We start from the raw sequence: 10,852 nt of genomic DNA, 5'->3' as shown, positions 1-10,852 counted from the left end.
GCTTCGGCCGGGGCGCCGGGGGAGCGTGGTGCGGGGTCGGCTTCGGCGCGGGGTGGTCGTCGCACTCCTCCTCGCCGGGGCCGGAGTCGCCGTAGCCGCCCTCGGCCGGGCGCTGGGCGTGCCGGCCCTGGTGCGGGACGTGCGGGCGCATCTCCTCGGGGGCGTCCGCGTGCCGCGGCCGGGCGTGCCGGGGCTCGTAGCGGGGCTCCTCCCGGGGGCCGGTGTCCTGCTCCGCGAGGTAGCGGTCGAGGGCCTCGGCGTGCTCGGGGCTGAGGTAGCGCTCGTAGTCGTGGCCGGGGCGCTCGTAGCCCGGGCCGGGGTGCTCGTAGCCGTGCTCCTGGGTGTGGGCGGAGCCGTGGCCGGAGCCGTTGACGCACGTGTTGCCGAAGGCCGGGTTGAGGCCGGCGCCGCCGTCGACGCTGTTTCCGCAGACGTTCGGCGAGAGGGTGATCGGTACCGAGACGCTGTTGCCCGAGAGCACACCCGGTGAGTGCGAGGCTTCGGCCACGGCACCCGGATGCGCGTAGGCCGCGCCGCCCGCGATCGACAGCAGGCTGGAAGCCGCAGCGGCCGTGAGCACCCCCTTGCCCAGTACCTGTCGGCTCAGTACCTGTCGCATGGGTCCTTCCCTGTCTACCGGCCCCGTGGCCGGTGCTGAATCGAAGGTGGCCCCGGAGTGCACCGCCGTGCACTCCGAGGCCACCCCGAGGAGGTTCGCCCTTGCGGGCGCAGACGCTTCGTCAGGCGCTGCGTCAGGCGTTGACGCAGGCGTTGCCGAAGGTCGGGTTCAGGAGCGCGATGATGTTCACGGTGTTGCCGCAGACGTTCACGGGCACGTGGACCGGGACCTGGACGAGGTTGCCCGACAGGACACCGGGGGAGTCCTTGGTGATACCGCTCGCGTCGGCGTCGGCCATGGCGGGGGAGGCGGCACCGGCGGCCATCAGAACGCCGGCGGCGAGCACCACTGCCTTCTTGTACGTCATTTTTCCTTGGATCCTTCCCGCAGAGGCGTATCCACTGCAGAAATAACAACGAACGGTCGGGGGAAAAGAAACCCAGAATTTCTCGGCGTCCGGGGATTTTTTGGAATTCCCGGCAAAGCCGGCGGGCCCGTACGCGCGGCGAGGCCGCCGCGACCAGAAGGTGCGACGGCCTCGCCGGTGCGGCGCCGGTCTCAGCTGCCGGCGGAGACGTTGCCCGAGAGGATCGGGATGTTGTCCAGGATGTGCGACAGCGCCTCGTCGCCCTTGGCCTGGGTCGAGTTCTCGGTGCACTGCTGGTTCATCGGGTTCGACAGGACCGGGATGTCCTGGACGCCGACGTTGATGAGCGCGAGGATCGACTGGGCGTTGACCTTGGCCGGCAGGGCCACACAGGGCTTGTTCAGGGAGCCCTGGATCAGCGCCATCTGGGGGCTCATCGCGCCGTACGTGGCCTGGTTGCCGTAGATCTGCGCGGCGCCGTTGCCGTTGACGGTGTTGATGCCGTTGTCGTTGCCGATCGCCATCGCCTGGGTCGAGCCGACACCCACGACGGTCGCGGCGACCGCGGCCGACGCCATCATCTTCTTGATCACTGATGATCCCTTTTCTGAAGGATTGCCCGGTACGGGAGCAGACGGATCAACGGGTGCGACCCGCCGTGGGTTGCGCGATGTCACCCGGATGCCGGGTTCGGGGCGGAGCGGGTTGACGGGCGGCGCACCCGCGTTAACGACGCGCCGCCCGCCGGGGTGCGGGCCATCGCCCAAAAGGCCGTACGAGCGAGTCCGACGTGATTTCCAGCTCGATTTCTGACAAAGTGCACTCCTGTTTTGTCGCCTTGATCGAAAATGGAGACAGGGTCACATGGGTTCCACCCGAAGAATCCTCGGTGCGCTCGTCCCCCTCCTGTCCGGACTCGTCCTTTCCGCAAACGTTCCTGCAGCCGGAGCCGCGGCTCCGGCACCCAAGGAATTGCCCCGGATCCCCTTCACCCAGCGTTATCAGGCCGTGCAGCACGGCGGTCTGGTGCGCGCCTCGAACTCGGGGATCAGCTGCCGCCGCGAGCAGTCGCCGGAGGTCGAGCGGTGCGGGGAGGTCAAGCGCGGCGCCGCCGGCGTCAACAGCGACTACGAGATGTTCTACAGCGAGGTCGACAAGGACCCCGACACCTACAACTCCACCCGCGCCGAGCTGAAGATCCCGCAGGGCGCGAAGGTCTCGTACGCCCGCCTGTACTGGGGCGGCAACCTGCGCGTCGGGGAGCAGAAGCCGCCGGAGGACAACGGCCGGGTGCTGGTCGCCGAGCCGGGCGGGGCGTACTCGGAGGTGCTGGCCGACACCCGGATCGGGCACCGCACGGACGACGGCAGCGACGCCTACCAGGCCTCCGCCGACGTCACCCCGCTGGTCCGCCGCGGCGGGGCCGGGATGTGGACGGTCGCGCAGCTCAACATCGCCATGGGGCACTCCGCGGTGGGTGCCTGGGGCGGCTGGACGCTGGTGGTCGCCTACGAGCACCCGGACGAGCCCGTCCGCCGGCTCGCGCTGTGGGACGGCTTCGAGGCGATCTGGGCGGGGGCGGCCCAGGAGGCCGCGGCGACCGTGGACGTCGAGGGCCTGGACGTGCCGGCGGGCGGCTCCGGCAAGGCCGGGGTGGTCGCCTACGACGGGGACCGCGGCATCCTCGGGGACTCACTCACCGTGACCGCCGACAGCGGTCGGCGGGTCCAGCTGAGCGACCCGGAAAACCCGTTCAATGATGTGATGAATTCTACTATCACAGAATTCGGACGCCCTGCTTTCAGGCGACAGCCCGAACATGCGAACAACCTCGGATACGACGCGGACGTCTTCGATCTGAGCCCCGCCCTTTCCGCCGGTGCCCGCAGCCTCTCCTTCCGGTTCGCGGGCGAAAACCAGGGTCAGTTCCTCGGCGTGCTCTTCGTGCAGACGGACGCGCGTCGCTGAAACGTACGAAAGAGCACCCACGTGCCGACAGAACCTCTGACCGTCCTCCATCTCGTCCAGCCCGTGGAAGGCGGTGTCGCCCGGGTCGTCACCGATCTGGTCCGCGCCCAGTCGGCCGCGGGCCTGCGCCCCGTCGTCGGCTGTCCCCCCGGCGGGCAGCTCGCCGAGACCGCCCGCGCCGCGGGCGCCGAGGTGCACCCCTGGCGGGCCGCCCGCTCGCCCGGACCCGGCGTGGCCGTCGAGGCCGCGACCGCCGGCCTCCTGCTGCGCCGGGTCCGCCCGGCGCTGCTGCACGCCCACAGCGCCAAGGCCGGCCTGGCCGGGCGGCTCGCCGCCCGCGGCGCCCTGCCCACCGTCTTCCAGCCGCACGCCTGGTCCTTCGACGCGGTCGGCGGCACCACCGGGGCACTGGCCCTGCGGTGGGAGCGGTTCGCCGTGCGCTGGGCCGATCGTGTGCTCTGCGTCAGCGAGGCCGAGCGGCGCGCCGGCGAGTCCGCCGGCGTACGCGCCCGGTGGGCCGTGATCCGCAACGGCGTCGACCTCGGCCACTTCCGCCCCGCCGACCCCGACCCCGACCAGGACAAGGCCCTCGCCCGCGCCGCACTCCCGTTGCCCACCGCCTTCCGCGGCGACGGCCCCCTCGTGGTCTGCGTCGGCCGGCTGTGCCAGCAGAAGGGGCAGGACCTGCTGCTGCGGGCCTGGCCGGAGGTGCTGGCCACCGTCCCCGGCGCCCGGCTCGCGCTGGTCGGGGACGGCCCCGACGCCGAACGCCTGCGCCGCACGGCCCCGCCCGGAGTGCTCTTCGCGGGGGCCGCCACCGACACCCGACCGTGGCTTCGGGCCGCCGATCTCGTTGTACTGCCGTCGCGGTGGGAAGGCATGGCGCTCGTCCCGCTCGAAGCCATGGCCTGTGGCCGGCCGGTCCTGGTGTCGGACGTCAGCGGCGCCCGGGAGAGCCTGCCGCCCGGCCACGGCCGACTCTGCCTGGTCCCGCCCGAGGACCCGACGGCGCTGGCCAAGGCCCTCGGGCGGCTGCTCGCCGAACCGCGGCTGCTCACCGCACTCGGGGAGCAGGCCGGGCAGCACGCCCGGACCGGCTTCGACGTGCGGCGGACCACGGACGCGGTCACCGGCCTGTACCACGAACTGCTGGGCAGGCCCCGGCCCTTGAACCAGGAGCGCATCAGCCGATGACGATGGACAGCGCACACGCACCGCACACCGGGCAGGGCGGCGGACCCCGCGCCGCCGAGCCCGCCGCGGGCCCTGCCTCCCGCACCGCCGTCCGCCGTTCGGTGACCGCGATCCACCCCCCGCGCGGCCCCAAGGCCGAGCGGTCCCGCCCGGCCGTCCGGCCGCAACGGGTCCGCCGCCGGGACGGGACCGTCCCCCTGATGTCCGCCGACGCGCTGGCCGCCGTGGCCGCCGCGACCGCGACGCCGGCGCTCGGCCTGCCGCTCGTGGCCGCCGCCCCGGTCGCCGTCCTGGCCGGGGCGCTGCACGCGCAGGCCGGGCTCTACCGGCCCCGGCTGGCGCCCTCGGCCCTGTTCGAACTGCCCGCGCTGGCCGGGCGGGCGGTCGTCCTGTGGTGCGTGACCGCCGCCGTGGTGGCCGCCGTGGACCCCCGGCAGGCGCTCGGCTGGACCCCCCTCGCCGTCGCCGTCTGCCTGCAGACCGTGCTGGGCTGCGCCGGCCGCGGGCTCGTCCACCTGCTGCGCCGCCGCGCCGCCGTCCGCCGGCCCGCCTCCGCCCTGGTGGTCGGGCCGCGCGCCGGGGCGGGCGCGGTGGCCGGGGCGCTGTACGAGCGGCGCGAGTACGGGCTGCACCCGGTCGGGCTCGTCGAGACCGGACCGGCCGGGGAGGACGGGCCGGGCTCGGCCGTGCCGCTCCTGGTCACCCACGAGGACGTCCGCCGGGCCGTCATCCAGAACTCCGTCCGGCACGCGGTGTTCACCCGGCCGCCCGAGGCCGACGAGCGCACCGCCTCCCTGGTCCGGCTGTTCCACGACCACGGCTGCCGGCTCTGGCTCGCCGACCCCGTCGGCACCGCCAAGATCACCGGCATGCGGCTGCCCCACCCCGCCGACCAGCTGTGGGGCTTCGCCGTGCAGCCGCTGCTGCCGCGCCCGGCCCGGCCCGTCGAGCGCGGGATCAAGCGGGCGGTCGACGCGACCCTGGCCCTGCTCGCCCTGCTCGCGGCGGCCCCCGTGATGGCCCTGTGCGCGCTCGCCGTACGGATCGCCGACGGCCCCGGGGTGATCTTCCGCCAGGAGCGGGTCGGGCTGTACGGGCGGCCGTTCACGCTGCTGAAGTTCCGTACCCTGCGCGCCGACGAGCACGAGTCCGCCACCCGCTGGACCGTGGCCGGAGACGTCCGGATGAGCCGGGTCGGATCCTTCCTGCGCAAGTCCTCCCTCGACGAGCTGCCGCAGCTGTGGAACGTGGTCCGCGGCGACATGAGCCTGGTCGGGCCACGCCCCGAACGGCCGTTCTTCGTGGCCAAGTTCTCCTCCCTGCACCCCGGCTACGAGGCCCGGCACCGGATGCCCGTCGGGATCACCGGCCTGGCCCAGATCAACGGGCTGCGCGGGGACACCTCCATCGAGGACCGGGCCCGGTTCGACAACCACTACATCGACACCTGGTCGTTGTGGCAGGACGTGTGGATCCTGGTGCGCACCGCGGCCTCCTTCTTCCGCTTCCGGCTGGGGGGCAGCTGACATGAGCCTCGCCGTCTCCGCGTCCGCCGCCGCCCGGGTCCGGGGCGCCGCCCCCGACCCCCGCGAGCTGCTGCGCGCGCACTGGCCGCTGCTGCCGCTGGTGGCCACCGTCCTGCTGCTGCTCGTCCCGCTGCCCGCCGGGGACGCCACCGCCTCCGGCAAGGTCGGCCCGGCCGACGCCGCCTCGCTGCTGCTGGTCCTCGTGTGCGCGCTGCGGGCCCTGCGCGGCGAGGTGCGCCGGCTGAGCCCGCTGGGCGCGCTGGTGCTGGGCCTGCCCGTGGCCGGGCTGGCGGTGGCCACCGCCACCGCCGGGGACCCGTACGCGGCCCTGCCCGGGTTCGTGCGCTACCTCCAGGTGTTCGTGCTGGTCCCGGCGGCCCTGGTGCTGCTGGTGCGCGACGCGCGGGAGTTCCGGCTGGCGGCCTGGTGCTTCGTGGTGCTCGCGCTGGTCCAGGGCGCCGTGGGCGTCGTGCAGTACGCGACGCACACCGGGGCCTCGTACCAGGGCGAGGACATCCGGGCCGTGGGCACCTTCGGCCCCGGCGACGTGATGGGCATGGCGACCGTGGTCGCGTACGGGCTGATCGTGGCGACGGCGGCCTCGCTGTCACCGGCCCTGCCACGCGCCTCCCGGCGGGTGGCCACCGGCTGCGCCCTGGCCCTCGTACTGCCGCTGGTGCTGTCCTTCAGCCGCGGCGCCTGGATCGCGACCGCCGGCGCCGGCCTGGTGGTGCTGCTGCTCGCCGGGGTGCGGCGGGCGCTGACCGTGCTGGTCGCGCTGACCGCGCTCGGGGTGGTGCTGGTCGGCGGGTTCGGCGTGGGCTCGCAGATGGTCGCCGAGCGGCTGACCTCCATCACCCAGGTCGGCTCGGCCCCCGACCAGTCCGTCACCGACCGGTACACGATGTGGGCCGCCGCCTCCTCGATGTGGCAGGAGCACCCGGCGACCGGCGTCGGGCTCAAGGGCTTCCCCGCCCACCGCGACGGCCACGCCACCCTGGGCCTGTCCTCCGGCAGCGACACCGCGGGCGCCGGCCAGGGCTACGTCCGCCAGCCGCTGCTGTCCCCGCACAACATGTACCTGCTGATCCTCGGCGAACAGGGGCTCGTCGGGCTGGTCGCCCTCGCGGGCGGCTGGGCGGTGCTGCTGGTGGCGGGCCTGCGCCGGGCGCTGCGGCCGGACCCGGTGGGCCGCCGGGCCCGGGACTGCGGACTGATCGCGCTGGGCCTGTTCGTCTGGCAGCTCACCGACTTCCTCTACGCCGACATCGGCGGCCCCTCGACCGTCCTCACCGGAGTGATCATCGGCCTGGCGGCCTGGTGGGCCCTGACGGACACCGGGGCCGGCCCCGGCGGGGCCGTGCGGTGGCGGGCCCGTGAGGGTGCGGCCGTCAGGTGAGCGATACGACGCCCGTCACGGGCACGCGGCGGCCCGGCCCCGGCGCCCGACCCGGCGGCCACGGCAACGCCGCCGCACGGCCCGGCGCTGCGGGGCTCCCTGCCGCACGGCCCGGCGGCCCGTGGCGCCGTGCCGCACGGTCCGGCGCCGCGGGGTGCCGTGCCGCACGGTCCGGCGCCGCGGGGTGCCGTGCCGGTCGGTGCGGCGCCGGCGGGCTCCGCTTCGCTCGGGCGGTTCCTCGCCAAGGCCGCGGCGGTCACCGCCGGGCTGACCGCCGCGGGGGCCGTGCTCGGGCTGGTGCGGGACCAGACCATCGCGCACCTCTTCGGGGCCGGGCACGACAGCGACGCCTTCCTGATCGCCTGGACCGTGCCCGAGATGGCGTCCACCCTGCTGATCGAGGACGCCATGGCCCTGCTGATGGTGCCCGCGTTCAGCCACGCCCTGGCCCGGCGGGCCGCCAGCCGCGCCGGCCTCACCCGCAAGGAGGCCCGGGCCAAGGACCCCGTGCGGTTGCTGGTCGGGGCGACCTTCCCCCGGCTGCTGGTCTTCCTCGCGGCCGTCGCCTCCGTCCTCGTCGTCGCCGCACCCCTGGTGGTCGGCGTCCTCGCGCCCGGCCTGCCCGACCCGGAACTGGCCGTGCAGTGCACCCGGATGACCGCGCTGACCGTGCTGACGTTCGGCATCGCGGGCTACTTCAGCGCCGCCCTGCGCGCCCACCGCTCCTTCCTGCCGCCCGCCGCGATCTACGTCTCGTACAACGTCGGGATCATCGGCACCATGGTCGTCCTGCACGCCCTGTGGGGGGTGCGGGCCGCCGCCGCGGGAGTGGCCTGCGGCGGGCTGCTGATGGTGCTGGTCCAACTCCCCGCGTTCCTGCGCAACGTCGGCTTCGGACCGCCCCGGGCGCGCGGCGCCAGCCGCAGCCAGCGGGACCGGGACCGGCCCACGCTGCTGGCCTTCGGGATGATCGCGCCGGTCATCTTCTTCGCCGTCTTCCGCCAGTCGCAGGTGCTGGTCGAGCGGTTCCTCGCGGCCTCGTTGCCGCCCGGGGCCATCTCGCACCTGAACTACGCGCAGAAGGTCGCGCAGATGCCGATGGTGCTGTCGCTGATGATCGCCACCGTCACCTTCCCCGTCGTCGCCCAGGCCATGGCCGGCGGCGAACGGGAGAAGGCCCGGCGGAGGGTGGAACAGGACCTCGCCCTGGCCTCGCTCGCCGTGCTGATGGGCACCGCCCTGGTCATCGGCTACGCGCCGCAGATCATCCAGGTCCTCTTCGAACGCGGCGCCTTCACCCACCAGGACACCCTCGCCACCGCCGCCGCGATGCGCGTCTACGCCCTCGGACTGCTCGGCCACTGCATGGTGGGCGCCCTGTCCCGGCCGTTCTTCTCCGCGGCCCGGCCCACCTGGTTCCCGGCCCTGGCGATGGGCGCCGGACTGCTCGTCAACATCGTCGCCGGAGCACTGGCCGTGCGCTGGTGGGGGACGTACGGGATCGCCGCCGCCAACGCCGCCGGCATCACCACCACCGCCGCCCTGCTGCTCACCGGCATCGGCTCCCGGATCATCGGCATCCAGGTCCGCCGGGTCGCCATCAGCATCGGCCGGCTCTCGGTGGCCGCCGCCGCGGCCTGCGCCACCGGCTGGATCTGCGGCCCGATGGTCCCCGACCCGCTGCTCAGCGCGGCGCTCGGCTGCCTGCTCGTCCCGGCCATGTTCGGGGCCACCGGCACGGCCATACGGGCGCTCGAAGTCACCGCCCTGCCCACCCTGATCATCCAGAGGTTCCGCCATGCCCGCTGACACCGACACGCCGGCGGCAGCCGCCGCGCCGCCGGCCCGTCCCCGCCGCCGGAACGCGGCCCCGTGGGTCCTCATGTACCACTCGGTCGCCGAGTTCACCGATCCCGCCGAGGACCCCTACGGCATCACCGTCACCCCGGCCGCCCTGGAGACCCAGCTCCTGTGGCTCAAGGCCCGCGGGCTGCGCGGGGTGTCCGTCGGGGAGCTGCGCCGGGCCAGGGCCGCCGGCCGGGGGGCCGGGCTGGTGGGCCTGAGCTTCGACGACGGCTACACCGACTTCCTCGCCGAGGCCCTGCCGCTGCTGCGCCGGCACGGGTGCACCGCCACGCTGTTCGTGCTGCCCGGACGCCTCGGCGTGCACAACGTGTGGGACCCGCTGGGCCCGCGCAAGGCCCTGCTGACCGCCGAGGGCATCCGGTCGGTGGCCGCCGCCGGCCAGGAGATCGGCTCGCACGGGCTGCTCCACCAGCACCTGGTGGGACAGCCCGACGACGTCCTCCAGCAGGAGCTGCGCGGCAGCCGCGAACTGCTGCGCGAGATCACCGGGACCCTGCCCGAGGGCTTCTGCTACCCGTACGGCACCGTCGACCGCCGGGTCGCCGACGCCGTCCGCGCCGCCGGCTACGGCTACGCCTGCGCCATCGACCCGGGCCGGCTGGCCGGCCCCTACGTCATGCCGCGTACGCACGTCAGCCAGGCCGACGGGCCGCACCGGCTGCGGGTGAAGCAACTGCGCCACGGGGCGCGGGAGCTGCGCCGGGCGGTGTTCCGGTGAGCGCCGCACCCGCGCCGCGGCCGGCGGGCGCCGCCGGGGTGGACGGCCTGAAGGCGCTGCACATCATCACCGGGCTCGGGATCGGCGGCGCCGAGCAGCAGCTGCGGCTGCTGCTGCGCCACCTGCCGATGCAGTGCGACGTGCTGACCCTGACCAACCCCGGCCCGGTCGCCGAGGGCCTGCGCGCCGACGGCATCCGCGTGGTCCACCTGGGCATGCGCGGCAACCGCGACCTCGGGGCGCTGCCCCGGATGGTGCGGTTCATCCGGCGCGGCGGCTACGACCTGGTCCACACCCACCTCTACCGGGCCTGCGTCTACGGGCGGCTGGCCGCCCGGATCGCCGGGGTCGGGGCCACCGTGGCCACCGAACACTCGCTGGGCGACGGGGAGATCGAGGGCCGGCCGCTGTCGGGCGGGGTGCGCGCGCTGTACCTGGCCAGCGAACGGCTGGGCGCGGCCACGGTCGCCGTCTCCGACACGGTCGCCGCCCGGCTGCAGGGCTGGGGCGTGCCCGCCGCCCGGGTGCACGTCGTCCCCAACGGGATCGAGGCCGTCCGCTTCCGCTTCGACCCCCGGGTGCGCCGGGCCACCCGGGCCCGTACCGGGCTGCCGGAGCGGGCGTTCGTGGTCGGCGGGGTCGGCCGGCTGGTGCCCGGCAAGCGGTTCGACGTCCTGGTCCGGGCGGTGGCCGCGCTGCCCGGGGCCCATCTGCTGCTGGCCGGGGACGGCCCCGAGCGGGCCGGCCTGCGCCGGCTCGCCGCCGAACTCGGCGCGCAGAGCCGGGTCCACCTGCTCGGCGAACGGGACCCGCTCGGCGACAGCGCCGACGGCCGCACCCCCGGCATCCCCGCGCTGCTCGCCGCCATGGACGTGTTCGTGTCCCCCTCGCGGGAGGAGGCGTTCGGGCTGGCGGTCGTCGAGGCGCTCGCGGCCGGACTGCCCGTGCTGCACGTGACCTGCCCGGCCATCGACGACCTGCCCGCCACGCAGGCACCGGGGGCCCGGCGGATCGGGACCGGCACCGAGGAGCTGGTGGCGGCCCTGCGCGGCCACATGGAGGCCGGCGCCACCCGCCTGCCACCGCCGCCGGTGGTCCGCCGCTACGACATCGCCCGCAGCGCCGAACAGCTCCTCGCCGTGTACGCCCACGCCCTGACCCCGCCCCACCGGATCCCCCCACCGGGGCGTACGAC

Annotated in this window: 10 protein-coding genes; 7 read left to right on the top strand and 3 right to left on the bottom strand. The window is 74.9% G+C overall.

All coding sequences use genetic code 11. From position 1 onward, the window contains the following. The 3 genes from EF918_RS39170 to EF918_RS26065 all read right to left on the bottom strand — a co-directional run. Positions 1-619 (bottom strand): chaplin (locus EF918_RS39170; protein WP_148141263.1); only part of this gene is annotated, 619 nt, incomplete at its 3' end. Positions 620-752: 133 nt separating this feature from the next. Continuing rightward, positions 753-986, bottom strand: a complete 234-nt coding sequence (locus EF918_RS26070; protein WP_125651099.1) for a chaplin — start codon at positions 984-986, stop codon at positions 753-755. 191 nt (positions 987-1,177) lie between these two features. Further along, positions 1,178-1,579, bottom strand: coding sequence for a rodlin (locus EF918_RS26065; RefSeq protein ID WP_125651097.1), 402 nt, complete (start codon positions 1,577-1,579; stop codon positions 1,178-1,180). A gap of 379 nt (positions 1,580-1,958) precedes the next feature. On the opposite strand from EF918_RS26065, the gene EF918_RS26060 reads away from it, so the two are divergent. The 7 genes from EF918_RS26060 to EF918_RS26030 form a co-directional block, all read left to right on the top strand. Continuing rightward, a complete protein-coding gene (locus tag EF918_RS26060; protein ID WP_312847865.1) occupies positions 1,959-2,954 on the top strand; it encodes a DUF3344 domain-containing protein in 996 nt (331 codons plus the stop codon). A gap of 21 nt (positions 2,955-2,975) precedes the next feature. Then, positions 2,976-4,148, top strand: coding sequence for a glycosyltransferase (locus EF918_RS26055; protein WP_125651095.1), 1,173 nt, complete (start codon positions 2,976-2,978; stop codon positions 4,146-4,148). Beyond that, positions 4,145-5,674 carry an exopolysaccharide biosynthesis polyprenyl glycosylphosphotransferase gene (locus tag EF918_RS26050; RefSeq protein WP_185921922.1) on the top strand — a complete coding sequence of 510 codons (1,530 nt, stop codon included), beginning with the start codon at positions 4,145-4,147 and terminating at the stop codon, positions 5,672-5,674. The genes EF918_RS26055 and EF918_RS26050 overlap by 4 nt, the downstream gene beginning before the upstream one ends. Before the next feature lies 1 nt (position 5,675). Then, positions 5,676-7,073 (top strand): O-antigen ligase, encoded by a 1,398-nt coding sequence (locus EF918_RS26045; protein ID WP_125651093.1) that lies wholly within the window; start codon positions 5,676-5,678, stop codon positions 7,071-7,073. 189 nt (positions 7,074-7,262) lie between these two features. Beyond that, entirely contained in the window at positions 7,263-8,882 is a 1,620-nt protein-coding gene (gene murJ / locus EF918_RS26040) for a murein biosynthesis integral membrane protein MurJ (protein WP_260610681.1), read from the top strand. 73 nt (positions 8,883-8,955) lie between these two features. Further along, positions 8,956-9,657, top strand: coding sequence for a polysaccharide deacetylase family protein (locus EF918_RS26035; RefSeq protein WP_125651101.1), 702 nt, complete (start codon positions 8,956-8,958; stop codon positions 9,655-9,657). Positions 9,658-9,704: 47 nt separating this feature from the next. Next, positions 9,705-10,852 (top strand): glycosyltransferase (locus EF918_RS26030; RefSeq protein WP_125651103.1); only part of this gene is annotated, 1,148 nt, incomplete at its 3' end.

The sequence above is a fragment of the Streptomyces sp. WAC06614 genome (assembly GCF_003949795.1).
Classification (GTDB): Bacteria; Actinomycetota; Actinomycetes; order Streptomycetales; family Streptomycetaceae; genus Streptomyces.
This window is presented reverse-complemented; position numbering and strand designations above follow the sequence as displayed.

Excerpts from the sequence above, each read along its gene's own strand:
- EF918_RS26045 (WP_125651093.1), top strand. The coding sequence starts at position 5,676 with ATGAGCCTCGCCGTCTCCGCGTCCGCCGCCGCCCGGGTCCGGGGCGCC.
- EF918_RS26050 (WP_185921922.1), top strand. The coding sequence starts at position 4,145 with ATGACGATGGACAGCGCACACGCACCGCACACCGGGCAGGGCGGCGGA.
- EF918_RS26070 (WP_125651099.1), bottom strand. The coding sequence starts at position 986 with ATGACGTACAAGAAGGCAGTGGTGCTCGCCGCCGGCGTTCTGATGGCC.
- EF918_RS26035 (WP_125651101.1), top strand. The coding sequence starts at position 8,956 with ATGTACCACTCGGTCGCCGAGTTCACCGATCCCGCCGAGGACCCCTAC.